Source organism: Kitasatospora sp. NPDC002522 (assembly GCF_053595195.1).
Map to the genome: position 1 here is coordinate 220,553 of NZ_JBSFXE010000006.1, position 26,137 is coordinate 246,689.

Below are 26,137 nucleotides of genomic sequence, written 5' to 3' on the forward strand. Positions count from 1 at the left end.
CATCGGGGCCGACTACACGGCCAAGGACCCGCACATCACCCTCAACCCGAACCAGGAGAGCCGCATGACTGAAAACTGGCCGCGGAGCGCGCTGCTTGTGCTCGGCGCATCGGAGGAGCACATTCCCCTCTACCAGGAGGCCGGGCGCCGGGGAATCCCGACCATCGCCGTCGACATGCGCCAGGACGCCCCTGCGTTCCCCTTCGCCGACGCGGCCATGCAGGTCTCCACCCGGGACGCGGACGCCATCGCCGAGGCGCTGGGCGACACGCGGCCCGCAGGGATCGTGGCAGGTGCGACCGACGCCGCCCTGCTGACCTGGCGCGTGCTGGGCCTGCGCTACGGCATGCCCTACGTGTACCCGGAGGCGGCCTTGGCCGGCCTCGACAAGGCCGCCTTCCACCAGGTCGTCGCCAACTGCGGCATCGCCGGGTACGGGTGGGTAGCGTCGGACGACCCGGGCAAGGTCTCCGCGAAAGCGGCAGCGTTGCGGTTCCCGCTCATGGTCAAGCCGGTGGACGGATCAGGCAGCAAGGGCATCACCTGTGCCGCCCACCCGGACGACCTGGCTGCCGCCATCGCCCGCGCACGCTCCTACTCCCCCTCGCAGACTGTGATCGCCGAGGAGTTCCTCCCCGGGCGGCAGCTGACCATCGACCTCTTCCTCCAGGGCGGCGCGTCGGTCATGACCTGCGTCAAGGAGCAAGAGCTGGTGGACGGGAGAAGCGTCGTGCGGCGGATCAGCACGACGCAACTCTCTCCTGCAGAGCACCACCACCTTGAGGACGTCGCCGAGCGGCTCTGCGGTGCGCTGGGCATCACCGACGGGCCCGCGAACTTCGATCTCGTCCTGGGCGAGGACGGCCAGGGCCGCATCGTCGAAGCCAACCCGCGCCTGAGCGGGGACAGCATCCCGCGCCTGCACGAGGCCGCCATGGGCGTCAACGTCGTGGGCGCGCTCATCGCACTCGCGCTCGGCGAGCCGTTCGACGCCTACCTGACACCGACCCGCGATGCGCACGCCGGGGTGGAACTGCTCGGCTCCCCCCTCGACGGGGACGGCGTACTGGAGACGTGGGAGGGGGCCGCCGAAGCCCGCAAGGTCCCCGGCGTCACCGGCATCGAGCTGTACGCCCAGCCCGGAGACCGGGTGCACCCGCACGACCAGTCCGGCCACAAGATCGGCATGATCACCGCCGCCGGACCCTCGCCCGCCGAGGTGTCCGTGGCCCTGGACACGGCCAGCTCACTGCTCCGACCGATCATCCGACCGACCCGGGAGGGATCGTGACCACCACCCCTTCGCGGCCCGACGCCGCACGCAACGCCAGCCCGTACCTGTATGGGACCGAACTCGGTGCGCTCGCCGCGGTCTTGGAGAGCGGCCAGTACGGGCACACCGCCGTCACCGAGACGTTCGAGCGACAGGTGGCCGACTTCCTCGGCGTCTCCGAGGTGGTGGCCGTCTCCTCCGGGACGGCGGCGCTGCACTCCGCGCTGGTCGCCGCCGGCGTCGGCGCCGGCGACGAGGTGCTGGTGCCGTCGATGACGTTCTGCGCCTCCGTGCAGGCGATCCTCGCCGCCGGGGCCGAGCCCCGGTTCGTGGACATCGACCCGGTCACGATGTGTACCACCCCCGACCTCGTGCAGGAGGCGCTGACCGAGCGCACCACCGCGGTGATGCCCGTCCTGTTCGGCGGCCGGGCCATCGACCTCGCCCCGATTGCCGACCTGCTCGACCAGCGCGGAATCGCCGTGGTGGAGGATGCCGCCCACGCCTTCGGCTCCCGCACCGCCGACGGCCCGCTGGTTGGGGCGCACGGGCACCTGACCTGCTTCTCCTTCGGGCCGATCAAGAACCTGACCTGCGCCCAGGGCGGAGCGGTCGTCCCCCGCAGCCCCGAGGAGGCCGAGCGGCTGCGGACCCTGCGGCTGCTCGGCATGGTGGAGTCCGCCGCTGACCGCGCCGCCTCCACCACTTACCAGGTCACCGCCGCCGGGTTCCGCTACCCGATGTCCGCCCTCAACGCCGCGATCGGCACCGCGCAGCTCACCCGCTTCGGCGAGGCCGCCGCCGTGCGTCGCGCTCTGTGGTGCACCTACCGCGACGCGCTGGCCGGCCTGCCCGGCGTCGAGCTGGTCGACGTCGACGTCGAGCACTCCGTCCCGCACCTCTGCATCGTCACGGTCCCCGACCGCGACCGCGTCTGGGCCGAGATGCGCGACGCGGGCATCGGCGTCGGCGTCCACTACCCGCCCAACCACCTCCAGCCCGCCTTCGCCTCCTGGGCCCGGCCGTTGCCGGCCACCGAACAGCTCGCCGGGCGCATCCTCACCCTGCCGTTCCACCAACACCTCACCGAGGATGACGTCCACCGCACCGTCGCCGCTCTGCGCGAGGCTCTGACCAACCGAGAGGCCCGATGACCGGTCCCGCCGCGCCCCGGCGCATCCGCGTCGTCTGCGCCCTGCTCATCGAAGCCGGAGCCTCGCGCCACCTGGGCTAAGCGCACGTCGAGCGGCCCTGGTGCTCGCCTTGTTCGAGGGCGGGGGCACCGGGGCCGTTCGGGTTCAGCCGCTGGTGGCTGCGTCGAGCACTACGTCGACCAGGCGCTGGGCCGCGTCCGGGCGGCCGTGCTCGCGGGAACGCGCTGCCATCGCCGCGCGCCGTGCCGGGTCGGCGAGCAGTGGGGCCAGCGCCTCCCGCAGGCCCTCCGCCGTGATGTCGCCGATCAACGCGACGGCCGCGCCCGCGTCCTGGAGGTGAACGGCGTTGTGGGCCTGCTCGTTGCCCGCCGAGGTAGGCAGCGGGACGAACACGGCGGCCTTGCCGAGCGCGGTCAGCTCCGCGAGCGTCCCCGCGCCGCTGCGACTGACCACCACGTCCGCCAGCGCCAGCACGTCCGGCAGCTCCGCCCCCATGTAGCCGGTCAGCAGGTAGCGACCCGCCAGCCGCGGCGGCAGTGCTCCGGCGGGCTCGCGGAGCGCCGCCTCGTTGGCCGGGCCGCATTGGTGGACTACGTTCGCGTGTTCCAGCAGCCACGGCAGGACGGCCGAGACGAGCGTGTTGATCTGCACCGAGCCCTGCGCGCCCCCGGTGACGTACACCGTCGGGAGCGCGCGGTCGAAGCCGTACAGACCCAGGGCGGCAACCGCCTTATCGGCCTGCCCGGTTAGCACCGCCGGCCTTACCGGGTTCCCGGTCACCACGGCGCTGCGACGTGCGGACTCCGGCAACAGCGGCAGGGTGGACTCGGAGGAGACGGCGACCCGGGTTGCCGCCCGCGCGAGGACCTTGTTCGCCAGGCCGAGCCGCACTGTCTGCTCGTGCACCACCAGCGGCACCCCGCAGGAGCGCGCGGCCAGGCCCGTCGGGACCGCCGCGTACCCGCCGGTGGCCAACACCACGTCCGGCGCGAACTCGGCGATCAGGGACCGGGCCTGCGCCGCGCCCAACGGCACCCGACCCATGTCACGCACGTTCGCGGGGGAGACCAGTTTCAACGGGTTGGCTGAGCGGCGGACCTTGCCAGTGGCGACCGGAGCGAACCGGATGCCTTCCGCCGGGGCGACCCGAGCCTCCAGCCCCTCGGCGGTGCCGATCCACAGCACCTCCACTGTCCGTCCCTGCGCCGCGAGTCGCTCCTGCAGTGCCTGCACCGCGGTCAGCGCCGGGTAGGTGTGTCCGCCTGTGCCGCCGCCCGTCACGACCAACCGCAACGGTCGGTCCTGCCCGCTGAGCCCCACGCTCGTCTCCCATCGACCATTGCGCCACGTCCTGGCTGAAGGCCCTCAGCCTACCGACGGGATGGACACTGTCCGTCGTTGCCTGGTTCCAAGGCGTTCTGCCTGGCGGGGCCCGGAGTGCTCTGTCGGATACCAAGCGCCGTACGTTCCCCGTGATGTGATCAAGGTCGCTCGGCGCGAGCTTCACTTGCACCGCGTTCCTGGCTATGGTCCGTCGTCCCTCGGCTGGGACGTGCCCGGCCGCGGTGCCGAGGAGGCTCTCCCTGCGTATCCACCGCAGCCCCCACCCGTCCAACTTCGTGATCGTTCCGAACGCCTTGGCCCAGAACCGGGCGATGTCCTATACCGCCCGCGGGCTGCTGGTGGACCTCCTTTCCCGTCCGGACGACTGGCGTGAGACGTGCCGGCAGATGGCGGACTCCAGCCCGCAAGGGCGCAAGGCCCTGGCGGCGGCGTTGGACGAGCTGCGGGTGTGGGGGTACTACCGGGTGGAGGTGGTCCGCGACCCGTCCGGCAGGGTGCGGTCGGAGGCGCACGTCTTCGACCGCCCGCAGACGGGGCTGCTGCCGGGTGCCACTGCGCCGGGCTCCGGTGAACCGGACTGCGGTGATCGTGGCGTCCTTCCAAAGGACCTGGTGAAAGTACCCTCCCTCCCCCGCGAGGAGGAGACGGAGCCGCTCGCCGAGGCGGCCCCGGCCGACGAGGTGGGAGGGCGGGAGAAGCCCGCTCCCGAACAGATGCCTCGGCCCCGCCGGGCGGAGCCCGCAGCGAGGCCGGAGGACCTGGACCCGGAGACGCTCGCAGCGGTGAACGCGCTGCTGAGAGCGGTTCGTCCGGAGCGGAGACTGCCGTTGGGTGTAGCGGAGGCGGCAGCGCTCGCCCCGTTGGTGCGGGAGTGGATGGACCGCGGGGCCTCGCAGGACGAGCTGCGGCAGGCGCTGCTGACCGGGCTTCCCGAGGTGGTGCACTCCCCGGTGGCGGTGCTGCGGTCGCGGCTGGAGCGGAAGAAGCCCGCTGAACGGCCGGTCGTGCCGCAGCGGCGGCTGGCGGAGTGCGAGCAGTGCCGCGACCCCCTGCCCGAGCCGGGGCTGTGCGCGGGCTGCCGAGGGGCGGGGCGGCCGGATGGTGCGGAGGAGCGCGGAGTCCAGGTGACCGCGCGCGGTATCGCGAAGGTGCGGGCGGCGATGGCCAGTTCGCGGCGGTGAGGCCCGCTGTGAGCCTGTGGCCAGCGGGGTGGAGTTGGTGGACCTGGGAGCCGCGTTCGGGCGACTGTCGGCCCGGTGCGGCCCGCTGTGGCACACGGCCGGGGTCACCGCCGGGTGGTGCTGCCCGGTTCTGCGGGCAGCACCACCAGCGGCTAGAGCTGCACGGGCAGCGCCTCCAGCCCGCGGACGAGCCGTGAGTGCCGCCAGGGCAACTGCTCGGCGGGCTCTGCCAGTTGCAGGTCGGGGAAGCGCTCCAGCAGCAGTTGCAGGACGGTCTCGACCTCGGCTTGGGCCAGCGGCGCGCCGAGGCACCGGTGGATGCCGTGGCCGAAGGCCAGGTGCGAGCGGGCATCGGGACGGTCGAGGTCGAGCCGGTCCGGGTCGGTGAAGCGGGCCGGGTCGCGGTTGGCGGCGCCGGGGCTGACGAAGACCGGGCTGCCCGCCGGCACCTCCGTCTCACCGAGGAAGGTGGCCTTCGGTGCCCACCTCCAGGTCGCGATGCTCACCGGGGAGTCGTAGCGCAGCAGTTCGTCGACCGCCGCGGGGATCCGGCCGGGGTCGGCGTGCAGCAGCGCGAGCTGCTCGGGGTGCTGGAGCAGCGCCAGGACGCTGTTGCCGATCGCCGCGGTGGTCGTCTCGTGCCCGGCGACCAGGAGCAGCACCGCGAGGGAGACCAGCTCCAGCTCGCTGAGCTGGTCGCCGTCCTCGTCGCGGACGGCGACCAGTGCGGACAGCAGGGCCTCGTCGGGCTCCTCGCGCTTGGCCGCCGCCAGGGCGGACATGTAGTCGGCCAGGGCGTGGGAGGCGGCGTCGATCCGCTCGTGGTCGCCGGTGGCCAGCAGGTCCGAGGACCAGCGGTGGACCCTGGCGCGGTCGGCGGCGGGGACGCCGAGGAGCTGGCAGATCACGGTGACCGGCAGCGGCACGGCCAGACCCTCCATCAGGTCCACCCGGTCGCCCGGGGACCAGCCGTCGACCAGCTCCTCGGCGAGGGCGCGCACCGCTGGACGCAGCTGCTGGACGCGCGCCGGGGTGAAGGCCCGGGTGACCAGCCGGCGCAGCCGCGTGTGGTCGGGCGGGTCGCTGTTGAGCATGGTGCTGGCCAGCGCCGGGTGCAGCACGCGGCCGGAGGGCCGGTCGGCGAAGAACGCGCTCGTGTCCTTCGACAGGTGGGGGTCGGCGAGCGCGGCCCTGGCCTGCTCGTAGCCGGTGACCACGGTCGCGGTCCCGGAGCTGCCGCCCATGGGTACTTGGGCGACAGGGCACCGCTGCCGCAGTGCGGCGTAGGTGGGGTAGCGGTCGCGGTAGAAGGCGGGGTCGGAGAAGGGGCTGGCCATGGTGCTCGCTCCTATGCCGCGTCCAGCGCGGGGGGCTGGTGCGCTGCGGCGATGCGGTGGACGATCTCGCTTCCGGTGTACTGCTCGGCCACCAACCGTAGCCAGACAGCCTCCTTCTCCAAATCCGCCTCGCGGGCGGAGCCTTGCTCGGCCAAAGGGGCCGGGTTGCGCTGGGCCCGGGCGCCCCAGCGGGCTGCCTGGATGGCGCCCGCGACGACGGCCGCTTCGACCACGGCCTCCGCCTCGATGCCGGTGAGGCCGGCGGCGGCCACCGCTTCCTCGGCGGCCTGCCGCACTGCCCGGGAGCGGTGCTCCTCAAGGCTGAGGATGCCGTCGGCGATTTCGACGGTGCGCCGGTGCAGCACGAGGTCGGGCTCCGCGCCGTCGCCGAGGGTGTTCAGTACGACGTCGGGGTCCACTGCGGTGATGTCCTGCCACAGAGGAACCATGATCTGGGCGGTCTGCCGCTGCCAGGCGGTGAGCCTGCGCTTGGCCAGTGGCCACAGCATCGCGGGCACGGTCAGTCCGGCGGTGATCAGCAGAACGCCGGTGAGCGGGGCCGTGAAGGAGAACGCGCAGCGGTACGGGGTCACCAGCGAGGTGCACCGGGGACCGCCGGGGAACAGCTCGACGTGCGCGAGGCTGCCCGCGGCGTTGACGACCTTGTAGAGCAGGTAGAGCAGGACGAAGAAGCAGCCGGCGGTGACGGCCTTGAGGCCGACCTTGTGGATCCGCCAGTCCGTCTCGGTGCTGCGCCGCCAGGTCTGGGCGAGCGCGTCGTAGGTGGCGTGGCCCATGAAAGCGACGTAGGCGATGGTGTAGATGGTGAGGGTGGCCGGGGCCTGGCCCCAGTGAGTGTTGGTGAAGGGGCTGCTCCAGCGCCGGTCGGCAGGGGTGGCGAAGAACGCGACGCTCATCACCGCGACGGTCAGGGTGAGCAGCCGCAAGCGGGGCCGCAGCTTGGCGCGCGCCGGTGCCGGGTCGTAGTTGAGGGCGAAGAGGAAGCCGACCACCGCGAGGCTCGCGCCGAGCATCAGCACGTTGCTGATCAGCTTGGCCAGGTCGCGGGTGATGAGGTCAGCGGCGTCTTGGACCGCGGGATTGAACCCCGTGATCGCGACGGCCCAGGCGACGAGCAGTACAGCGGTTGAGGCGGCGTTCGAGGGTCTGGGGGCCCCGCCGGCGCGGGGGCGCATCCAGAAGGCCGCAGCCGCGAGGAGGAAGGCGGGCAGGCCGAAGGTGACGATGGTGATCACGGTGGCGCTGTTCTCTCGTCTTAGGTGTACATGGCGGCCCACCGCTCGGAGGCGGCGGTCGGTCGGGGTGAGGGTGTCTTGCGCTCGCGGACCATCCGCGAGACGAGCAGCGAGCCGAGGTGCTCGGCCTCCTGCTCCTCGGGGGTGTTGTAGGAGGTGCGCGCCGAGACGCCGAGTGCGCCCACCCAGTCGATCTCGGACGCGAGTTGGGCGTCCGTCTTGAAGTCGGCCCGGTTCACGGTGCCGGCGTGGTCGAACAGGATGTGGCCCAGCTCGTGGGCAATGATCTGCAGGCGCAGCAGCGGTGGCGCGCTCTGCTCGTAGAAGACGACCTCGCGGTCGTCGTAGCGCTGGCGCAGGCCGCAGCCGTCGCTCTCCTGCATCGCCTTGGGCTCGCACTCGATGCGTCGGCCGACCAGGGCGGAGACGGCCTCGATTAGCTCGGCTTCGGTGAAGCGGTGAGGCAGTTCCAGCTGGCGCAGGCGGTCCTCGCAAGCGGTGCGCAGCGATTCGGCATGCACGATCCCCTCCCAAGAAATGATCATGAATTCGCTGCCCCGCGCCGGGCATCGGATTTCGCGGCCCGGCATCACAGCGATGTGAGGATGTTAAGCACAACGCATAAAGATCGTTTAAGCATTGATCTTGCCTAATGCTCACATACTGGACGGTATGGGGCCATGCCGTCACGCAGCGTCGCAACCTGATGGCCCCTGACCTGCGACGATTCCTGACGCTTACGGGGGGCTCACAGGCATCACTCAGGTGCTTCACTACCGAAAGTAATAAGCGCAGGGACATGCCAAAAGTAAGAGTGACATGCATCACTCTCTTACCCTTACCGGATTCCTTCGCGGTTTCCCCAAGTAGGGGGATGAATTTCGTCAAGCCGGGGGGGATTGCTCCCCCCGATTGGGGGTCTGCATTCCCTGATGGGGAATCAGGAATGCAGATCGAAAGGTCTTCGCGCGTAGATTTTTGGGCATGCCTGAGCCGCCGGGAGCGAGGGGCTCAGGGTGTCGGCTCGCCCGGTTCCTCGGCCGGAGGCAGGCCCTGCGAGCTGCGTGCCATGTCGATCGACTCCTTGACGAAGCGCAGGCCCTTGGCGTCGAGGCCCTTGCTGCGCAGTGCGATCGACTGGACGCCGGCGTCCTCCATGGCCCGCTGGAGGTCGCGGCCGGCGATCTCCTTCTCCGGGTCGTCCGAGACCCAGTAGGTCGGGGGTACGTCGAAGAAGGCGGCGATCTTCATCAGGGTGTCGATCGTGGGGTTGGTCTTGTCGCCCCGGCGCATGCCCCGGAGCAGGGTGTCGCTGATCCCGGTGCCGGCGGAGACCTCGGCGACGGTGTACGGGCCGCGGTCCGCTGGGCGGCGCTCCTCGAAGAGGCGGTCGAGGCGTGCGGCGATCTGCGCAAGGCCCTTGTCCTTGTCCGCCTGTCCCGCCATGGCCCTGTCCTCCGTGTCAGATCGTCCCACGGACGCACTTTAGTACCCAACAGTGCCCGGATGCACGCCAGGGCCAGAACTTTAGTGTCCCATTCGGGCGAACTCTGGTGTACGTTGATCTCGCCGAAGGGAAACTAAAGTGCAGAATCCCTGGTGGGGGGCGGTATCGCGCCCGCTCAACCGGGGGCTGCCTCCGCTGGCGCGCCGGTCCGACCGGCGGGGCAGCGGCTTCGGCCGCCCTCGGCGGAGGGCCCAGGAGTTGGCGCTCCCGGACTCCTCCGCACGCGAGGACGTCGAACACGTCCGACGCCCGGCCCCCGCATCTCACAACGCGGCCGGACATCAGCCCTGGAGTCTCGCATGTCCTCCTCGATCCGCACAACCGGGACCGGTGACGGCCGCCTGGTCGCCGTCACCTCCGTGGCCTTCGCCGAGATCCTCGCCCGTCTCGCCCCCGGCACCGCGTCGGTGGTCCTGAACAGCGCCGCCGAGGGCGGCCTGCCGCGCACCGCCGAGGCGTACGACGCCCAGGGCCGACCGGTCCCGCAGCCGCTCGCGATCCGCCAGGCCATGGCCCGATGGATCAGCACCGCCTTTCCGCTGGATCGCGGATGCGCCCACCGCCTCGACCTGGCCACCGGGGAGCTGACCGCCCTGGCCGTTGCCGGCGGCGAGGACCTCCCGCTGGCGGCCTGAGCCACCACCTTCACCACGTCCGCCGAGCGGCAGAGCCCGCTGCATCGCGGACCGCGCAGAGCGCAGGCACACCCGCGCCGGGACCGACCGCCCCGCCGCCGGCCGCAGCCGCGCCTTCTCCTGCCCTCACCCGTTCCGCGCTGACGGCACCGCCTGCCCTGGCGACCACTGCCGTGCGCACCAGGCGAAACCTTTCACCTCCATGCCTAGCTCCCTCCTGCCCGCGCGCACCTCCGCCGCGAGCGCGCCGGGCGACCCCGGCCTGCCCGTTCCCCTCGCCGAGCAGTGGATCTCCACCACCGGCTCGCGCATCGCCCCCGACCCGTACACCTGGCTCCAGGCCGTCCACTGGGCCCACGACATCGGCACCCGCACGCCTGTCCGCAGCCACGGCCCGCGGTTCGGTACCACCACCGTGCTGCTGGCCCAGCAGCTCGCCCAGCTCAACCCGTGCCGACCCGGCGTGGACTTCCTCTCCCGCGTGCTCAAGGTCTCGACGCGCACCGTGAAGTACCACCTGGCGATCCTGCGCGAGGCGGGCCTGCTGGCCTACCGGGTCAAGGGCACCCGTGTCCGCCAGGAGCGCGCCAGGGCAAGCGAGTTCGCCCGGACCATACCCGACGCCTTCGACCAGGACCTGGGCCTGCGCACCGCGCCCTCTGACACCTTCATCCGCGCCGTCGTCGGTGTCTCCGAGCAGGGCCGCACCCAGCTGGCCCGGCTCGGCAAGAAGGCCGCCCGCACAGTGCGCCGCAAGGTCCGCAAGGCCAAGAAGCCTTCATTTTCTGGCACTTCGGATTGCACCCCAATGGAGGGTGGTTTCTGCACTGTCTCTCCTGCGGGACTTACCTCTTCTCCCTCTGAGGGCGAACCTCGAAGCGGGAAGCCCAGCAGCACCCCGACGAGAAGAAGAACCCGCAAGGCGCTGAACCAGGTTGGGCGGCGCTACCAGCTCGGCCTGGAGCTGGTGCAGCAGGTCCCGTGGCTGGCCGGAACGCCCGTCGCCCGCGTGGCCTGGGCCGTGCGGCACCTCGCCGACGCGGGCTGGACCGCCCACGAGGTCATCGCCGTACTCGCCCTGCGCGCACCCGCCGACCGGATCCACCGGCCCAGCGGCTTCCTGACCGCCCGCCTGGCCGGGACGGAGCTGCTGTTCGACACCCCGGCCAAGCGGAACAACCTGGTCGCCTGGTGGCGGGACAGCCGCCACGCCTCCCGAGAGCGCCACGCCGAGTGGAACAGCTCGTGGTCCGCACCGCGCAGTACCGCGGTCGCCCGCCTGGTCCGCGACGCCTTCACCGCCTCCAAGCGCCAGCAGCAGCTCGTCGAATTGCCCCTGGAGCCCACGGACGCCGAGCGGGCCGAGGTCCGCACCCTCGCCTGGCGCCAGTACCTCGCAGGCCAGCCCGAACTGGTCGCCTCCGCCGTCGCCCTCGCCGGCCGGGACAAGGCCGAGGAGATCTACGGCGCCGACCTCGTCGAGCGCGTCGTCCGCCTGACCGCCACCACCAGCCACCTCACCGCCGGAGCCACCCGATGAACCCGCAAGACGAGCCCCGCGGTATCGACCTCGCCCGCCTGACCCTGCGCCGCGCCCAGGCCGACGCAGCCAAGCGCCCCGCCGGTGCCGCCAAGGCCCGCGCACCCCGGCGCGCTGCCGTCCGCTCCGCAGACCGCGACCCGGTCGGGCTCGCCGCCGCACTCGGCGGCCTCGTCGAGCAGCACGCCTGGAACGCCCCGCTGTCCGGCGGCGCCGTCACCGACCTGTGGCCCCGCGCCGCCGGCGACCTCGCCGCCCACACCACGGCGGTCGCCTTCGACCACGCCACCGGCCGCCTCGACGTCCAGGCCGACTCGCCCGCCTACGCCACCCACCTGCGCCACTTCGCCGCCCACCTCGTCGCCGAGATCAACGCCCTGCACCAGCAGCCCGCCGTGCGCAGCATCCGCGTCCTGGCCGAGCGCGGCGGCAGACCCACCACCGCCCCCTCGCCCGGGACCGGTACCACCGCACCGGACCGCCGCCCGCCCGGACCGCTCAGAACCCGGGAGAACGCCTCGCCCGGCTACCAGCGGGCCCTCGCCCAGCTGCAAGCCGCCCGCGCCCGTGTCCCGGCCGACCCGCTCGCCGCCCCGGCGATCGAGCAGAAGGTCCGCGCCTTGGCCAGAGCCAGAGCCACACCCGCGCCCGCCACGAGCAGCTGAGCGGCCCCGCCGCCGCTGCGGCCGGGCCCGCCCGCCACCGACCAGCCGCCTGCCGCAGCAGGCCCACCTCGGAGACCACCGCAACCGTGCCCGACACCCTGCCCGCCCCGATCCAGCTCGCCGCCCGCCGCCGCGACCACAACTGGGTCAAGGACGCCGCCTGCGCCGGCACCGCGCAGCCGGACCTGTTCCACCCGCTGCCCGACCAGGCGGAGGAGACCGCCGCCGCCAAGTCGATGTGCCGCTCCTGCGTCGTCAGCCAGCAGTGCCTGCAGGAAGCCCTGGACCTGAACGACCGCGAGGGCATCCGCGCCGGCCTGACCAAAGGCGAGCGTGACGTCCTCCACCGCCGCGCCAACGTCCACCGCTGGGAGGAGCCGCGAATCCGCGAGGCCCTCGCCGGCCGATCCGTCAGCCTGTCCTGGCCGGAGCGCACCTCCGTGGTCACCGTCGCCGCGATCCTCGGCCTGGACGTGAACATCTGGTCGCGCGCCCTCGGCATCAGCCGCAAGTACGCCCTGGAGCTGCTGCGCGACGCCCGCGCCGACATGGAGAACCAGCCGCTGGCCGTGCAGCGCGAACAGCGCATCGCCGCCTCCATGACCACCCGCCGGGCGGTGGCCGCGTGAGCGACGAACAGCGAACCACACCGGGCATGTCCTGGTGGGACAAGGCCGCGATCGGCGCCATGGGCGGCGTCGGCGGCGCCCTGTCCTACGACGCCTTGCAGCAGATGGCCGTCGCCATGCACATCCGGCCCGAACTGACCTACCTGTTCCCCGTCGCCATCGACGGGTTCATCGCCTACGGCACCCGGGCCCTGGTCGTGCTCAAGGAAGCGCCGCTGCGGGCCCGCGTCTACACCTGGTCGGTGTTCGGCAGTGCCACGGCCACGAGCGTCTGGGCCAACTGGACCCACGCCGTGCGCCTGAACGACCTCACCCCGGCCGGCGAGGGACTGCACCTGCCGGACTGGTCCGTCGGCGTGCTCAGCACCATCGCCCCGCTGGTGCTCGGCGGCGCCACCCACCTCTACATCGTGATGTCCCGGCACACCTCCGGCGCCGACGCTGACTCCGCGACCAACTCGAGGACGCAGAAGCCGGCCAAGGCCAACTGGTGGAGTCGGAAGGACACCTCCAGCGAGGACGGCCAGACGAATCCGGCCGTCCGGACCCGGTGGTGGAACCGCAAGCTGACCGAGACCGCTGTCCTCGACAGCGCGGCCTCGGCGACCGCGGACCCGCACCATGAACTGCCCGCCGTCCCCACCCCGTCCCCGGTGTCCCTGACCAAGGCCCCCCAGGAGCCGACCGCCCTCCCGCCGGGACCGGCCGCCACCAGCACCGCCGTCCCCGTCCCCAGCACTGAGCCCGCCGCCACCAGCGGGACCGTCCCCGGTCCCCAGACCCCCGCCGCCGATCCCACCCGCGGGATCGCCCCAGAGAACGGAACGGTCCCCACCGCCGGGACGGTCCCCGTCCCCGGACCCGCCGGGGCCGTCCCCCCGAATCCCGTCCCGGAGCCCGGGACCGTCTCGGTCACCCCTCCGTCCCCGGGACCGGTGAGCACCTCGTCCGGGACCGTCCCCGCCGATCCGTCCGTCTCCGCCCCGCTGGTGCACGCGGCGCCCCCCGCCGTCCCCACGACACCGGTCCCGGTAGCCGAACCCGGTCCCGGCGACGGGGCGGGACCGGTCCCCAACGGCACCGCCGCGAACCGGCTGGGCGAGGCCGCCGGGACCGGCCGGGTCAGCGCCGCCACGGCGACCGCAATCCAGCGCCACCCGGCACCCGCAGCGGCCTCCCCGTCCCCGGTCCCGGCCGTCCCCACCCCGGCCGAAGCCGCGGCGGGCCGTCCCCGCGACCCCGGGACCGTCCCCACCCCGACCGTCCTGCGGGCCGTCCCGGCACCGGGGACCGCGAGCACGGGGACCGGCCCCGAAGCCCGGCCGGGACCGGTCCCCGCGAACGAGGCCGGTCCCCGACGCGGGACCGACCCGACCCCGATCACCTCGACCGTCCCCGGCGGGGACCGACCGGGACCGCCGGCCGTCCCCACGGCCAGCACCACCACCGGGACCGTCCCCGCCGCCCCGTCCCCGGTCCCCGGCGCTGACCCGGGACCGGAGCGCGAAGTCCGCAAGCGCCAGCTGAGCGACGACGAGCTGGAGGCGCTGCTGCCGATCGGACGGACCGTGGCGGCCACCGCCGAGGGACGCCTGACCCGCGAAACCCTGCGCGCCGGCCTCCGCGCCCAGAACGTGCCCATCAACAACACCGCGCTCGGCCAGCTCCTGCGGGAGCTGAAGGACATCGAGGGCAAACCCCCGCCCGCGCGCCGCTGACCTGCCCGAAACCGCCGCACAACCGGCCCCCACTCCACCCTAGGAACCGACTTGACCGCCAAGAGCAACACCGACGAGCACCTCGCCACCGGCCTGATGAGCCTGCTGCGCGAGCAGGGCCTCCTCCACACCGCAGACGGAGCCAGCGACGGCAGCTGGATCGTCCGCCGCACCCGCAGCGGCCCGCAGTTCGTCCTGGAGTCGCCGCCGGAGGTGATCGAGTACGCCGTCGACGTGCTCGTCGACTACCAGCTGGAGGCCGGATCGAGGCCGTGAAATCCGTTGCCGTGGAAGCGAGTTGACCCCGCCGTCCGGGACGGGGACGGGCACCGACGGCGCAGCAAGCTATCGCCTGGGGCAGCCCTACGGGCCGCCCCAGGCACTTGCCCTCGCCCCAGGGGGGCGAGGGACCTGGGCGGAGCCGAGCGAGGGCGCTCGACTCCACCCAGGAATCCGGAGCGAGGGCGCTCCGGGAACCGAGGAAAGGAGAAGCCACGACCACGCCACAACCCCAAGAAGCCGAAGCCGAGTTGACGCCCAAGCGCCGCCCGCGCCGCCGCCACCGCGACGCCCAGCAGCGCCCCCACCGCATCGTCACCCGCTTCAACGCCGCCGAGCGCGACGAGATCACCACCGCCGCCGAGCAGCGCGAGCAGACCGTCTCCCGCTTCGTCGCCACCAGCACGCTCGCCGCCGCCCGCGGCCACAGCAGCGCCCGCGACCCGCAAGACCAACTCGACCGAGCCGTCGACACCCTCGTCTCCGCCCGCGCCCACCTCGCCCGGGTCGGCAACAACCTGAACCAGATCGCGTTCGCCTTCAACGCCGGCGGCCAGGTCCGACCTGCCGACCTCGACGCCACACTCGGCGCGGTCCGCGCCGCCATCGCCACCGTCGACCGCACCGCCTATCAGCTCGCCACCAGGGCCGCCGGTGGTCCCTGACATCAGCCGCGGGTCGAAGACGTACGGACTGCTGGCCTACCTCTTCGGCCCCGGCAAACACGAAGAACACGAAGACCCCCACATCGTCGCCAGCTGGGACGGCTTCGCCCCGGACCCCGGCCGCGACCCGCACGCCACGCTCTCGCAACTGGAGGCCGCCCTCGACCTGCGGGTCAACCAACTCGGCGCCCGCAAGCCGAAGCGGCACGTGTGGCACTGCCCCGTCAGCGCGGACCCCGGCGACCGGCTCCTCACAGACGAGGAGTGGGCCGAGGTCGCCCGCCGCGTGGTCGCCGCCGCCGGCATCGCCGAGCCCGGCGACCCCGACGGCTGCCGCTGGATCGCGGTCCGCCACGACGCGCGCCACATCCACATCATGGCCACCATCGTGCGCGGCGACCTGCGCCAAGCCCGCCTGAACGGCGACGCGACCCGCGCACAGGCCGCATGTCGCCAGATTGAGAAGGACTTCGGCCTCAAGGAGCTGAACCAGGGCGACGGGACCGCCGCCAAGCGGCCCACCAGCGCCGAAGGCCACAAGGCGAAGCGCCTCGGCAAAGGCGAGCCCGTCCGGCTCCAGCTGCGCGACGCCGTCCGGCGCGCCCTCGCTGGCGCTGCCGACGAGCAGGAGTTCCTCGACCGGCTCAAGACAGCTGGTCTCCTGGTCAGCTTCAAGACCGGACCGTCGGGCGACGTGCTCGGATACTCCGTCGCCCACCCGGACGACCGCAACGCCAACGGCGAGCCGGTGTTCTTCGGCGGCTCCCGGCTCGCCCCGGACCTGTCCCTGCCCCGTATCCGCAAGCGCCTGGGCGCCGGACCGGTCGACGCCGCCGACACCGTGCCGCCCGACGGCGCGGCGACGGGCAAGACCCGCACCCCCGGTTCGCGCGCCGCACAGGCCCGGCGCGGTGCAGCCCAGGCGGTCGAGGCCGCCGCCCGGACGATCGACGAAGGCGAAGACGAGCAGGTCGCCGCCCAGCTCACTGGAGCGATCGAGGTCATCGACGTGATCGCCATCCGCGCACCGGCCGACACCCGCGCCCAGCTCCTCGCAGCGGCGCGGGCGTTCGAGCGTGCCTCGCGCAGCCACATCCGCGCCGAGCGCGCCGACAACCGGAACCTGCGTTACGCCGCTCGGCAGATGCTGTCCAGCGGCTACGCCACCAACAGGGGCGAGGACGGCGGCGCGACGGCCATGCTGCTGTCCGCCCTGGTCCTGCTGGCCATCGCCGCCGCCCGCTGGCACTCCGGCCGAGGCCACGCCCAGCAGGCCGCTGCCGCCGACGCCGCCGCCCGCGAACTGCGCGCGGCGTACCGGACGGTTGCCGCCAGGCCCATGGCCGCGATGGCCCACAGCGGCCGGACGCTGCCGACGGCGGTCCGCGAACGCCAGAACGAGATCATCCGCACCCGGCTGGCCGACGCCGAGGGCGCCCCTCGGGAGCAGGAGGGCTGGGACGCGCTCGCCGCGACCCTCGCCGAGGCAGAGGCCGCCGGCCACGACCCGGCCGCCCTGCTGGAGGAGGCCAGGTCATGGCGAGAGCTGGACACCGCCGACTCGGTCACCGCCGTGATGGTGTGGCGGGTCCGGCGGATCGCCGGGCTGACGGCTGCACCCGAGCCCGCCACCGCGAGGCGCGGCACCGGCACCCGGATCGGACAGGCTGCCGCTGCGGCGCCCGCGCCGAGGCGACGCCCGACGCGCTGACCGAACCCGATACGCCGTCGGGTCCGGCACGCTAACGTGGCCTCGCTCTGAGAAAGCAGCACCGAGGACGCCAGCCCCGCAGGGCTGGCGTCCTCGGCGTTTCCGGCACTCGGCCGGAGCGAAGGAAGGAACAGAAAACGAAAATCGAACAGGCGTACGATGGCGGTATGAGCGCCGCCCTCCCGCACCCCCGCCCCGAACGACTCCACCTCGGGGACGACGACGGGGACGCGACGCCCGCACCGGCAGCTCTGCTGACCGGCCCGGGCCGCACCTGGCCGGCGGAGGCCCGCTGGGCGCGGGCGCAGATCCGCGTCGGCGGGCAGTGGCGACCCGCCCGGATCGAACACTGGCGGCTGCGCCTGGGCAGCCTGCGCTGGTCGGCGCAGATCACCTGGCAGGGAGAGGACGGCCTCCCGGTCAGCGGGTGGTACCTATGCAGCCGGTCGACTGTCTCGTTCTGCGGGAGCCCGGTCGGCGCGAGCATCAGCTGACTGCAACCGCGGCGCCGGACGGTCAGACGACTGCTCGGTCAGCCCGAGGCGCGCGATTGCGCAGCCAGTAGTCGGACCATCCCGCCGCCCAGCGGAAGGCCGTCCCCGGGAACGGCTGCTCCAGCGAAGGGAGAGCGTCCCAGCTGGGATCCCACTGCTTCTCCCGCGTCAGCTGGGAGAACAGCTCCAGCAACCGGTCACCGGGAGAGCCATGGCCGCGTTCGGCCAACCCCTCACGAATCCGCTGCTCCGCCTCGGGCGACGCCAGCATGTCGGCGATCTCACACGACCCCGGACCATGTCCGGGGTCGAAGTCGTCCCGGGCGTAGAGCGCGAGGGCGAGAACGTCCAGCGCGGGGACGAACGGGCCGTAGCCGTAGTGCTCGGGCAGGCCCGGCTCGATCAGCGAGGCCGCCTCGCGGACCGCCTGATCCCAACGCCGGGCGAGGTAGTCGCTGGCGGGGGCGAAGCGCTCGGCGTGCCGACCGGCCAGGTACCACAGATCGTTGCTGTCCATCGAAGCGCCTCCTGAGACGAGTGGCTGGGGCTGAGCGTGATCTTGGCCCACGACGTTCCGACTGGTCCAGGCTGCCGCGGCGGCACTACCACAAGATCGGCCGGATGCATCCGGCCGCTCGGCGCGGAATCTGGTGATCCGCCCGCCGACGGACGCGATCGACGCTGCGTCGGCGGGCGCACCACCCCTGTCCCGCGCAGCAGAAGAGAGTGCCCGTGGAGTCCGAGCCCCAGGTGACCGTCCTGTTCACCGAGAAGCCCGACGAGCTGAACGCCTACGTCTACGGCCCCTTCACGCCCAGGCCCCTTGACGCCGCCAGGGTGAGCCGCCGGTACCCGCACATCACCGGCCCGCTCGAACACCGCGGGCTGGAGTGCGTCGAGGACTTCGGACTGAGCGAGTACATCGTCCACGCGCTGCTGCCCGACGGCGCGCACCTGACGATCTCACCGCCGCAGGAGACCGGCGACATCGGCGACTCCATCCCCGGGTTCCCCGACAGCTGGCACGTCACCCGGGACCACCCGGAGGACAGCGACCAGTTCGAGGTGATCTACAACAGCGAGCCCGGAGGCCCGCACGAGCACAACCGGGGCAGCGTGCCCGCGATGCTCGCGGCCGTGTACCAGCGCCTGGAGCAGCTGGGCGTCCCTGGCCGCGACGAACTCCTGGCCACCCAGGCCCGGGCCGAGCAGCTGCTGCGCGAGGCGGGCTTCGTCGACCGCTCCACCACCACGGACGTCCGGTTCCAGCTGCCTCCCGGCGCGACCGGACTCGCCGAGCGAAGCGCCGCGGTCACCCGCGCCGTCCGCTCCTTCCAGGGCCACGACATCGGCTACGTCTGCCCCTCCGCTCTCCTTGACGTGGTCGTCCAGGCCGCCCCCGCGCCGGTGCTGTCATCCACCCGCGACTCGGCCGCCCGCACCACCTCGCCAGCCCTGCCCCCGGCCGCGCCGCCGGCACCGCGCGAAGGGCTGCACCAAGCGGCCACCGGCCAGCCCCACCAGCCGGTCGCCCGCCCGCGGTAGCGCCCGTTCGGTGCGGCGTGCCGCCACAGTGCCTTGCCGGTCCGCCCGCAGCGCAACCCGTTCCCCGCCACGTACAGAAGAAGGAGCGTCGCCATGCTCGTCGTACTCTCCGCCCTCCGCTCCCACCTTGAGGACCTGCTCACCGAGCGCGGGCAGCAGATCCTCGCCGTCGTACCGCCCGCCGTCCAAGACGACCGCCGGGCCAACGGCGTCCCGTACCCGATGCTGACCATCGCCGCCTGGGACGACCAGCGGGAGCTGTCCGCCCTCGCCGACGAACTGGCCGCACTGCCCGTCGAATCGGTGGTCACCACCGACGAGCCCTGCCTGCGGGCCGCCGCTTTCCTGCGCGGTCGGCTGGGCCTGCCGGGCCAGTCCGCGAAGTCCGCCGCAGCCGGAACGGACAAGCACCTCCAGAAGGAGGTGCTCACCGCCGCCGGCGTCCCCGTCGCCTGGCACGTCCCACTGGACAGCGTCGCCGACATCGAGAGCGCTGCCGAGCTGCTCGGCTGGCCGGTCGTCGTGAAGCCCCGCAGGGGGTTCGCCGCGATCGGCACCCTCCTCGTTCGCGACCAAGCCCACCTCGACCGCCTGCGCGGCAGCGACGCCTTCGGCCCCCAGGCGCTGCCCGCCAGCCTTCACGCCTCCGGCATCCACCGGGGACTGGACCACGCCAGCGGCGGCCTCATGGCCGAGGAGGGAATCGACGTCGCCGCCGAGTACCACTGCGAGATCCTCCGCCACCACGGCCGCGAGGTCTACGCCGTGCCGGGCCGATATCCCGGGCCCCTGCTGGGCGCCTCCGTCCTGGGCGCGGTGCTCCTGGGTTCGGGCGACGACTACGCCCAACAGGTCGTCGACCTGGCCCGCGACGCCGCCGACGCCCTCCAGTTGCGCACCGGGTTCGCCCACGTCGAGATCCTGCGCGCACGCTCCGGCGACCTGCTGGTCGGCGAGATCGGCCTGCGGCCCGGCGGCGCCATGCTGCCCCACCTCCTCCGGCTCCGGCACGGCATCGACCCCTGGTCGCTCGCCGCCGACCTGGCCATGGGCCTGACGCCGAAGGCGCAACCGCGCCACGACGGCCCCGCCGTGGCCTGGGCCGCCCCGATCGCCCCACCCGGCTGGATCACCGGAATGGAAGACGCCGACGAACTCCGGAAGCGACCCGGCGTCATCGAGGTGCACCAGCTCGTCCACGTCGGCCAGCAGAGCCCCACCCGCGTCGGCTCGCTCACCCCCGCCGCCCACGTCTTCGCCATCGGAGACACCTCCGAGCAGGCCGAGGCCCGAGCCCACCAGGCCGCCACCGCCTGGCAGATCACCACCAGCGAGCTGCCACCGCACGAAGCCCGACCAGTCCGCTAGACCCCCGCACCGGACCGCCACACCACCCCCATCCGCGTCCCCCCCACACCACCCACCGGAGTGACCCAGCTGATGCACGTCCTCGTCCTGTCCACCGGCAACCCCCTGCTCGAAAACGCCCTCCTCGCCTCCGGCCACACCGTCACCGTTCTCCAGCCGGCCGGGACGGACAGCATCCCCGGCACCACCCGGCACACGGTCGAGCACTGGGACGACCTCGACGCCCTGACCGCGCTGGAACCCGCGCTGCCCGACGTCGACGCCATCGCCACGATCGACGAGCAGGCCATCGTCGCCGCCGCGCACCTGCGGCAGCTGCGCGCACTGCCGGGCCTGACGGTGGACGCCGCCCGCGCCTACACCGACAAGGCGACCATGAAGACCGCCCTCGCCGCCGCCAGTCTTCCCGTCGCCCGCCACCGGGTCGTCCACCACGCCGACGAGGTCGCCACCGCCGCACGCGAGTTGGGCTGGCCCGTCCTGGTCAAGCCCCGAGCCGGGCTGGCCACGCTGAACACGTTCGTCGTGCGCGACCCGGACCACCTGAAGGAACTCGTCGACACCGGAGCGTTCGACACCCGGATCACCGACCCGACCGGCCGCCTCACCGCCGGCCACGTCCTGGACTCCCTGCACGAGGCCCCCCACGGATTCCTCGTCGAGCAGTTCCTCGACGTCGAGGCCGAGTTCTTCTGCGACCTGTACGTCCACCGCGGGACCGTGCTCCTCGCGGTTCCGGGCCGCTACGACGCCCCGCTCCTACAGAGCGTCGGCGACGCCTCCTTCGATACCGTCCTGCCGCCCGACCACCCCGACGCCCGGGACATCGCCGACCTGGCTACCCGCGCCGCCGCCGCACTCGGCGCACAAAGCGGCGCGGTGCACTGCGAGATCCTGCGCGACCGCACCAAGGGCCTGTTCATCGGCGAAGCCGGCGCACGCCCGGGCGGCGGCAGCATCACCGAACTCGCCTCCGTGATGTACGCCTTCGACCTGCCCGCCACCCTGGCCGCCCTCGCCACCGACACGCGCCCGGACCTGGACACCACCCCGCGCTTCCCCGCGCTGACCGCCGTCATGATCCCCGCCCCCGCAGGGACCGTGACCAACGTCGCCGACCAAGACGCCATCGAGGAGCTGCCCGGCGTGCTCCACGCCGACATCCGCCTCACCGTCGGCCAGCCCGCGCCCGCCGGCATCGGCACCATGACCCGCGCCGGCCGGGTGCTCTACGTCCCCGACCACCTCGACACGCTCGACCAGGAGGTCGCCGACTTGCGCGCCGCGCTGGACATCCGCGCCGAGTAGCGCACCACCCCTGACCCTCCACCACCCGAACTCCACAGCCGGAGAAGCCCCTTGACGACAGCTGCCGCCGAAGCCGAACCGACGACCACCCGCCCCTCCAACCGCCTACCGGCCACGTACTGGGTGCTGGTGATCGGCTTCGGCGTCAGCCGCATCGGCGCCGTCCTCGTCCCGTACCTCACCCTGTACCTGGTCACCCAGCTCCACCTGTCGATCGGCACGGCCGGCCAGGTCCTGGCCGCGTTCGGCGCCGGGTGGGTGCTCGGCCAGCCGCTGTCCGGCGTTGCCGCCGACAGGTTCGGCCGCAAGAGCACCATCGTCGTCTCCCTCGCGCTGACCGCCGCGGCGTACGGACTGCTCGCCGCGGCCACCACCGTCACCGAACTGGTCGTCCTGGCCATCGCCATCGGCCTGGTCTTCGATGCGCCGCGCACCGCGATCACCGCATGGATCGGCGACGTCCTCACCGAGCGTCAGCGCGCCCGCGGCTTCGGCCTGCAGTATTGGATGCTGAACGCGGGCGCCGCCGTCGCGGGCATCGTCGGCGGCTACCTCGCCAGCGCCCACATGGGCTGGCTGTGCGCAGTCGACGCCCTGACCTGCGTCGTCTTCGCCCTGGTCATTCTCGCCCTGCCCGCCACCCGCGACCAGCCGGTCACCGCCTCCGACCCCGTCCGGTACCGCAGCGTCCTGGCCGACCGGCGCCTGCTCACGTTCACCGGCCTGTCGCTGGCCACGCTCACCGTGTACCAGCAGATGGTGTACGGCATCCCGCTGGCCATCCACGCCAGCGGCCTCTCGCCCGCGGTCTACGGCGCGGTCAATGTCGCCAACGCCGTCACCGTCCTGGCATTGCAACCCCTGCTCCAGCCGCTGATGGACCGCAGCGCACCCCTGCGGACCACCGCAGCCGGAGCGCTGGCCATCGGCTTGGGCATGGGCGCCAACGGCCTCGCCCACTCCGCCACCGCCTACGTCGCCGCAGCCGCCGTGTGGACCCTGGGCGAGATGGCCTTCTGCGTCGGCGCCGCCGCGTACGTCACCGAACTTGCACCCGACGGGGCACGGGGACGCTACCTCGGCGTCTGGGGTGCCGCGTTCGGCGGATCCGCCCTGGCCGCCCCGCTGCTCGGTGCCCTGGCCCTGGACAACGGACCCGGGTGGCTGTGGACCGGCAGCACCGTCCTGGCCTCGGCGTGCGCCGCCGTCTTCGCCCTCCAGCCCGCCAACCGCCGCCCCGCCCGCGGCTGACCACGCCCGCCACTTCCCGAAGGAGACCTCTATGGCCCCACTGCGCAAGAAGGACCGGACCCGCACCACGCCGGCGCGCCGCCGCGTCGCGACGGTCCTGGCCACGGCCCTCGCCGTCGTCGGCCTGTCCGCCACCCCGGCCCTCGCGGCCACCCACCGCGGGGTCGCCGGGTGCTTCGCCTGGTCCTGGGACGACAGCGGCTGGTTCTCGACGACGGTGTACTGGCACAACAGGTGCTCGACCGCCCATCGGATCGAAGTTGTCTGGGATGGCAACGCCTACGCCCTGACGACCCGCACCGTCCCCGCGAACGGGTCCGGCAGCACATGGACCACCAGCGACGCCGTCGAGCACGTCTACGACCTCGGCCGCGCCTGACCCGAGCCCCCTCGGGCCCGACCGCGTCACCGCGCCACCTCCTGAGCCTCGCAGCCCCGATCGGAAAGACTGCATGCCCCACGCCGCCGACGACACCGTCCTGCTCGTCATCTCCATGGGCAACCCCGCCTACCGCGCCTACTGCCTGGAAAGCGTCGCGCGCCGCCACCGCGTCGTCCTGGTCGACTCCACCGCGCCGACCTGGCAGTTGGCGCACATCGTCGACCACGAGGTCGCCGACCCCCACGACCTGCCCGCCCTGCGCGCAGCGGTCGCCCGCCTCGGGGAGCGCCACACCATCGCCGGAGTGCTCACCTGGGACGAATACTGCCTGCTGCCCGCCGCGCAGATCGCCACCGACCTCGGCCTGCCCGGCCAGTCGTCCGCGACCGCCGCCGCCTGCCGCAACAAGTCCGCCGCCCGCGCCGTCTGGGCGGCCGAGGGCGTGCCCTCCGCGCAGTCGATCCGGGCCACCTCGCTCGTCACCGCGAACACGGCCGCGCGTCGCATCGGATACCCCGTCGTCCTCAAGCCCGCCGCCCACGCCGCCAGCATCGGCGTGATCAAGGTCGAACGGGCCGAAGACCTGCCGGCCGCCTTCGCCTACACCTCCGGGCAGGCCGCCGGCCAGGGCACGGAAGGCTCCGGCGTCCTGGTGGAGGAGTACCTCGACGGGCCGGAGATCTCGGTGGAGTGCGTCACCGCGCACGGCATCACCACCCCGGTCGCCGTCACCCGCAAGGCCCTTGGCCCCGAGCCGCTGTTCCAGGAGGTCGGTCACACCGTCGTCGCCGCGGACCCGCTCCTCGCGCAGGTCGGCCCCATCGCCGAGGCCGCGCTGGACGCCCTCGGCGTCAACGCGGGCGTGTCCCACGTCGAGATGCGGCTGACCAGCGACGGCCCGCGCCTGATCGAGGTCAACGCCCGCATCGGCGGGGACCTCATCGGCCGACTGGTCCAACTGGCCACCGGAATCGACCTGCCCGCCGTCGCCGCGGACATCGCCCTGGGCCGCGAGCCCGACCTCACCCCCACCCGCCACGAGGCCGCGGGGGTGAGCTTCCTGTCGCCCGCTACCTCGGGCACCGTCCGCCGAGCACAGGCTCGAGAAGAGCTCGGCACCCCCGCCTGGCTGGAGCGGCTGTGCTTCGAGCGCGAGACCGGTGAGCAGATCCTCTCCGCAGACCAGGGCGGCAACCTGCACACCGGCCGCCTCGCGCACTTCGTGGTCACCGGCACCGACGCCGACCAGGTCCACGAGCGCCTAGAGCAGGTAGCCGGCCTGCTCGACGTCCAGGTGACCGGGGCCGCCTGAGCCAGCGCCCGACCCGGCGGGCCTGGTTGAGGGCCACGGGGGAGAACAGCCGCCTCAGCTGGGCAGCTTCGCCAGCTGGGGCGGCTGCGCGTGGCTCAGGCGTCCAGGCTCACTAGCTCCAACGGCACCGGATCCGGTGCGGCCAGACTCGCCCAGTGCTGGTGCAAGATCGGCAGGACCGGGGGCCAGGACCGGGGCTCGCCCACCGGCCACAGAGGCGCGAGCTGCAGCGTCGGCGCGAACGGCCTGATAGCGCGCCCAGGAAACGGGCCCGCTCTGAGGATCTGCACCACGAACATCCCGAGGCGCAGTGTGGCGAGGTACCCGTGTCCATCCGGGACCACCAGGGCATGACACGAGAAGTCGCTGGCGAGGGCGACCTGCGCGTTCTCCGGCATCAGCGCGAACCCGGTGCGGGCCACCATCGCCGCGCTCGGTCGACGCTCGCGGTAGAAGTCGGTGTAGTCGCCGGCAGGGATGATCGGCTCGGGCGGGTTGTGCGCCTTCGCCATCATCAACATGGTCTTGAGGCTCCACGCGGCGAGTACCTGCTGCTGCTCGCGGTTGAGGAACACCTGACGCCCGTTGATCATCGCAGGCAGGAAAGGCTTCACTCCGGATTCGAGGCCGCTCATCCACCCGTTGTTGCACGGCTTGCACACGGCCTTGACCGTGCCGTTGAGCAGGCCCTGGGCGTGCTGGTGCGTGGTGGCAGTGTTGGCTCGGTAGTGGAGGCCGTTCACGAGGTCCTCGGGCGCGAAGGCGACGCGCATCCACTGGCCGAGAACGTGTTCCTTGCTCAGCGGGCGACCGCCGCAGAAGGCGCAAGAGCGGGACATGGGAACACGGTAGCCGCAGAAAGATCACGATCAGGTATCGGTCCCTGAAAATGGGAATATTCCAGTCCGACGCCCGGTTAGAGCCACCATCTCTCCAGCGAAAGGGCTTGCAGCTTGTCGGACTCGCCGAGACGCGATCTGAACCCGAACGACCCCTCGAACCTCCCCCCGCTCCCGGCCGACCTGCACATCCCGGACTACGCGGTGATGGTGCCTGAGCCCGCTCCGGGTGGCGCCGTGATCCGTACCGTCGAGTACCCCGCCGAGCTGAACCCGCGGGGCACCCTGGTCGTCTGCGCCTCGTGCCGGGCGAACCGGGACTGGCTGCTCCTGGAGACCCGTCAGCGGGTCTTTGTGCGCTGCCGCTGCGGCCACGAATGGGAGGAGGGGGAGCTGGACTTCGACTTCTTCGAGGCGAACTTCGCCTACGCGGACCGCTCCTGGGATGACGCCGAGCAGGCGATGACCGACCTGGGCTTCGGGGGCGAGTTCGCAGGGATCTACTTCAACTGACCCTGCACCGGCAGGGCGCCGGCCAGGACCCTCCGGTCCGACCGCCGACAAGCCGTGGCAGACCGGACGACGGTCCTCGACCACCCGCTGCCTCGATCCGACGCTGTAAGCGCCGAAGGGCGGTGGGGCACAAGGAAGTTCCTTGTGCCCCACCCCCCCGAGGGCAGTTGCGCGGGGAGGCGAACCCCGCGCCGGAAAACCGCACACCCCCCAACCCCCAGGAGGGAAACC

The 26,137-nt window shown here is 72.7% G+C and carries 26 protein-coding genes; 19 read left to right on the forward strand and 7 right to left on the reverse strand.

Annotated features, from left to right (window positions below):
- Positions 1-64: 64 nt before the first annotated feature.
- Together ACWD4U_RS07395 and ACWD4U_RS07400 are read left to right on the forward strand one after the other, a co-directional pair.
- Entirely contained in the window at positions 65-1,291 is a 1,227-nt protein-coding gene (locus tag ACWD4U_RS07395; RefSeq protein WP_363459977.1) for an ATP-grasp domain-containing protein, read from the forward strand.
- Complete coding sequence (locus ACWD4U_RS07400; protein ID WP_363459978.1) at positions 1,288-2,427, forward strand: DegT/DnrJ/EryC1/StrS family aminotransferase; 1,140 nt, start codon at positions 1,288-1,290, stop codon at positions 2,425-2,427. Before ACWD4U_RS07395 ends, ACWD4U_RS07400 begins: the two co-directional genes overlap by 4 nt.
- Before the next feature lie 144 nt (positions 2,428-2,571).
- On the opposite strand, the gene ACWD4U_RS07405 is transcribed toward ACWD4U_RS07400, so the two are convergent.
- A complete protein-coding gene (locus ACWD4U_RS07405; RefSeq protein ID WP_363459979.1) occupies positions 2,572-3,720 on the reverse strand; it encodes a UDP-N-acetylglucosamine--N-acetylmuramyl-(pentapeptide) pyrophosphoryl-undecaprenol N-acetylglucosamine transferase in 1,149 nt (382 codons plus the stop codon).
- Positions 3,721-4,082: 362 nt separating this feature from the next.
- On the opposite strand from ACWD4U_RS07405, the gene ACWD4U_RS07410 reads away from it, so the two are divergent.
- Entirely contained in the window at positions 4,083-4,952 is an 870-nt protein-coding gene (locus tag ACWD4U_RS07410; protein WP_363459980.1) for a dihydrolipoyllysine-residue succinyltransferase component of 2-oxoglutarate dehydrogenase complex, read from the forward strand.
- A gap of 152 nt (positions 4,953-5,104) precedes the next feature.
- On the opposite strand, the gene ACWD4U_RS07415 is transcribed toward ACWD4U_RS07410, so the two are convergent.
- The 4 genes from ACWD4U_RS07415 to ACWD4U_RS07430 all read right to left on the reverse strand — a co-directional run bounded on the left by ACWD4U_RS07415 (position 5,105) and on the right by ACWD4U_RS07430 (position 8,991).
- Positions 5,105-6,289 (reverse strand): cytochrome P450 family protein, encoded by a 1,185-nt coding sequence (locus tag ACWD4U_RS07415; RefSeq protein WP_363459981.1) that lies wholly within the window; start codon positions 6,287-6,289, stop codon positions 5,105-5,107.
- Positions 6,290-6,300: 11 nt separating this feature from the next.
- Positions 6,301-7,545 carry an MAB_1171c family putative transporter gene (locus tag ACWD4U_RS07420; RefSeq protein ID WP_363459982.1) on the reverse strand — a complete coding sequence of 415 codons (1,245 nt, stop codon included), beginning with the start codon at positions 7,543-7,545 and terminating at the stop codon, positions 6,301-6,303.
- 20 nt (positions 7,546-7,565) lie between these two features.
- Positions 7,566-8,066 carry an ImmA/IrrE family metallo-endopeptidase gene (locus ACWD4U_RS07425; protein WP_363459983.1) on the reverse strand — a complete coding sequence of 167 codons (501 nt, stop codon included), beginning with the start codon at positions 8,064-8,066 and terminating at the stop codon, positions 7,566-7,568.
- A gap of 490 nt (positions 8,067-8,556) precedes the next feature.
- The gene (locus tag ACWD4U_RS07430; protein ID WP_363459984.1) at positions 8,557-8,991 is read right to left on the reverse strand and encodes a helix-turn-helix domain-containing protein; all 435 of its coding nucleotides are present in this window, start codon (positions 8,989-8,991) and stop codon (positions 8,557-8,559) included.
- A 360-nt stretch (positions 8,992-9,351) separates the two neighbouring features.
- Here ACWD4U_RS07430 and ACWD4U_RS07435 point away from each other — a divergent pair, with 360 nt between their 5' ends.
- The 9 genes from ACWD4U_RS07435 (at position 9,352) to ACWD4U_RS07475 (ending at position 17,388) form a co-directional block, all read left to right on the forward strand.
- Positions 9,352-9,687, forward strand: a complete 336-nt coding sequence (locus tag ACWD4U_RS07435; protein ID WP_363459985.1) for a hypothetical protein — start codon at positions 9,352-9,354, stop codon at positions 9,685-9,687.
- A gap of 202 nt (positions 9,688-9,889) precedes the next feature.
- On the forward strand, positions 9,890-11,227 hold the full coding sequence (locus ACWD4U_RS07440; protein ID WP_363459986.1) for a helix-turn-helix domain-containing protein: 1,338 nt from the start codon (positions 9,890-9,892) through the stop codon (positions 11,225-11,227).
- On the forward strand, positions 11,224-11,892 hold the full coding sequence (locus tag ACWD4U_RS07445) for a DUF721 domain-containing protein (protein ID WP_363459987.1): 669 nt from the start codon (positions 11,224-11,226) through the stop codon (positions 11,890-11,892). Before ACWD4U_RS07440 ends, ACWD4U_RS07445 begins: the two co-directional genes overlap by 4 nt.
- Positions 11,893-11,978: 86 nt before the next feature.
- On the forward strand, positions 11,979-12,521 hold the full coding sequence (locus tag ACWD4U_RS07450; protein WP_363459988.1) for a WhiB family transcriptional regulator: 543 nt from the start codon (positions 11,979-11,981) through the stop codon (positions 12,519-12,521).
- A complete protein-coding gene (locus tag ACWD4U_RS07455) occupies positions 12,518-14,239 on the forward strand; it encodes a DUF2637 domain-containing protein (protein WP_363459989.1) in 1,722 nt (573 codons plus the stop codon). Before ACWD4U_RS07450 ends, ACWD4U_RS07455 begins: the two co-directional genes overlap by 4 nt.
- A gap of 51 nt (positions 14,240-14,290) precedes the next feature.
- Positions 14,291-14,515, forward strand: a complete 225-nt coding sequence (locus ACWD4U_RS07460; RefSeq protein ID WP_363459990.1) for a hypothetical protein — start codon at positions 14,291-14,293, stop codon at positions 14,513-14,515.
- A 254-nt stretch (positions 14,516-14,769) separates the two neighbouring features.
- Positions 14,770-15,183, forward strand: a complete 414-nt coding sequence (locus tag ACWD4U_RS07465; RefSeq protein ID WP_363459991.1) for a plasmid mobilization protein — start codon at positions 14,770-14,772, stop codon at positions 15,181-15,183.
- The gene (locus ACWD4U_RS07470) at positions 15,173-16,894 is read left to right on the forward strand and encodes a relaxase/mobilization nuclease domain-containing protein (protein WP_363459992.1); all 1,722 of its coding nucleotides are present in this window, start codon (positions 15,173-15,175) and stop codon (positions 16,892-16,894) included. The genes ACWD4U_RS07465 and ACWD4U_RS07470 overlap by 11 nt, the downstream gene beginning before the upstream one ends.
- A gap of 167 nt (positions 16,895-17,061) precedes the next feature.
- On the forward strand, positions 17,062-17,388 hold the full coding sequence (locus ACWD4U_RS07475; protein WP_363459993.1) for a hypothetical protein: 327 nt from the start codon (positions 17,062-17,064) through the stop codon (positions 17,386-17,388).
- Positions 17,389-17,410: 22 nt separating this feature from the next.
- Here ACWD4U_RS07475 and ACWD4U_RS07480 read toward each other — a convergent pair whose 3' ends face one another.
- Entirely contained in the window at positions 17,411-17,905 is a 495-nt protein-coding gene (locus tag ACWD4U_RS07480; protein ID WP_363459994.1) for a hypothetical protein, read from the reverse strand.
- Positions 17,906-18,120: 215 nt separating this feature from the next.
- Between ACWD4U_RS07480 and ACWD4U_RS07485 the strand changes: the two genes are divergently transcribed.
- The 6 genes from ACWD4U_RS07485 to ACWD4U_RS07510 all read left to right on the forward strand — a co-directional run bounded on the left by ACWD4U_RS07485 (position 18,121) and on the right by ACWD4U_RS07510 (position 24,554).
- The gene (locus tag ACWD4U_RS07485) at positions 18,121-18,933 is read left to right on the forward strand and encodes a hypothetical protein (protein WP_363459995.1); all 813 of its coding nucleotides are present in this window, start codon (positions 18,121-18,123) and stop codon (positions 18,931-18,933) included.
- 93 nt (positions 18,934-19,026) lie between these two features.
- The gene (locus tag ACWD4U_RS07490) at positions 19,027-20,301 is read left to right on the forward strand and encodes an ATP-grasp domain-containing protein (protein WP_363459996.1); all 1,275 of its coding nucleotides are present in this window, start codon (positions 19,027-19,029) and stop codon (positions 20,299-20,301) included.
- A 60-nt stretch (positions 20,302-20,361) separates the two neighbouring features.
- Complete coding sequence (locus ACWD4U_RS07495; protein WP_449787128.1) at positions 20,362-21,609, forward strand: ATP-grasp domain-containing protein; 1,248 nt, start codon at positions 20,362-20,364, stop codon at positions 21,607-21,609.
- A 51-nt stretch (positions 21,610-21,660) separates the two neighbouring features.
- The gene (locus tag ACWD4U_RS07500) at positions 21,661-22,860 is read left to right on the forward strand and encodes an MFS transporter (RefSeq protein WP_363459998.1); all 1,200 of its coding nucleotides are present in this window, start codon (positions 21,661-21,663) and stop codon (positions 22,858-22,860) included.
- A 31-nt stretch (positions 22,861-22,891) separates the two neighbouring features.
- On the forward strand, positions 22,892-23,239 hold the full coding sequence (locus ACWD4U_RS07505; RefSeq protein WP_363459999.1) for a hypothetical protein: 348 nt from the start codon (positions 22,892-22,894) through the stop codon (positions 23,237-23,239).
- Positions 23,240-23,312: 73 nt separating this feature from the next.
- Complete coding sequence (locus ACWD4U_RS07510) at positions 23,313-24,554, forward strand: ATP-grasp domain-containing protein (protein ID WP_363460000.1); 1,242 nt, start codon at positions 23,313-23,315, stop codon at positions 24,552-24,554.
- 95 nt (positions 24,555-24,649) lie between these two features.
- Here the strand turns inward: ACWD4U_RS07510 and ACWD4U_RS07515 are convergent, their stop codons facing one another.
- Entirely contained in the window at positions 24,650-25,393 is a 744-nt protein-coding gene (locus ACWD4U_RS07515; RefSeq protein WP_363460001.1) for a hypothetical protein, read from the reverse strand.
- 237 nt (positions 25,394-25,630) lie between these two features.
- Between ACWD4U_RS07515 and ACWD4U_RS07520 the strand changes: the two genes are divergently transcribed.
- Positions 25,631-25,906: a hypothetical protein gene (locus ACWD4U_RS07520; protein ID WP_363460002.1), complete on the forward strand. Its 276-nt coding sequence runs from the start codon at positions 25,631-25,633 to the stop codon at positions 25,904-25,906.
- The last annotated feature ends 231 nt before the right edge of the window (positions 25,907-26,137 follow it).

Bases quoted from the DNA above. Each gene is read 5' to 3' on its own strand.
- ACWD4U_RS07430 (WP_363459984.1), bottom strand. From the start codon at position 8,991: ATGGCGGGACAGGCGGACAAGGACAAGGGCCTTGCGCAGATCGCCGCA.
- ACWD4U_RS07415 (WP_363459981.1), bottom strand. From the start codon at position 6,289: ATGGCCAGCCCCTTCTCCGACCCCGCCTTCTACCGCGACCGCTACCCC.
- ACWD4U_RS07515 (WP_363460001.1), bottom strand. From the start codon at position 25,393: ATGTCCCGCTCTTGCGCCTTCTGCGGCGGTCGCCCGCTGAGCAAGGAA.
- ACWD4U_RS07490 (WP_363459996.1), top strand. From the start codon at position 19,027: ATGCTCGTCGTACTCTCCGCCCTCCGCTCCCACCTTGAGGACCTGCTC.
- ACWD4U_RS07480 (WP_363459994.1), bottom strand. From the start codon at position 17,905: ATGGACAGCAACGATCTGTGGTACCTGGCCGGTCGGCACGCCGAGCGC.
- ACWD4U_RS07505 (WP_363459999.1), top strand. From the start codon at position 22,892: ATGGCCCCACTGCGCAAGAAGGACCGGACCCGCACCACGCCGGCGCGC.
- ACWD4U_RS07510 (WP_363460000.1), top strand. From the start codon at position 23,313: ATGCCCCACGCCGCCGACGACACCGTCCTGCTCGTCATCTCCATGGGC.
- ACWD4U_RS07440 (WP_363459986.1), top strand. From the start codon at position 9,890: ATGCCTAGCTCCCTCCTGCCCGCGCGCACCTCCGCCGCGAGCGCGCCG.
- ACWD4U_RS07435 (WP_363459985.1), top strand. From the start codon at position 9,352: ATGTCCTCCTCGATCCGCACAACCGGGACCGGTGACGGCCGCCTGGTC.
- ACWD4U_RS07395 (WP_363459977.1), top strand. From the start codon at position 65: ATGACTGAAAACTGGCCGCGGAGCGCGCTGCTTGTGCTCGGCGCATCG.
- ACWD4U_RS07445 (WP_363459987.1), top strand. From the start codon at position 11,224: ATGAACCCGCAAGACGAGCCCCGCGGTATCGACCTCGCCCGCCTGACC.
- ACWD4U_RS07475 (WP_363459993.1), top strand. From the start codon at position 17,062: ATGAGCGCCGCCCTCCCGCACCCCCGCCCCGAACGACTCCACCTCGGG.
- ACWD4U_RS07410 (WP_363459980.1), top strand. From the start codon at position 4,083: ATGTCCTATACCGCCCGCGGGCTGCTGGTGGACCTCCTTTCCCGTCCG.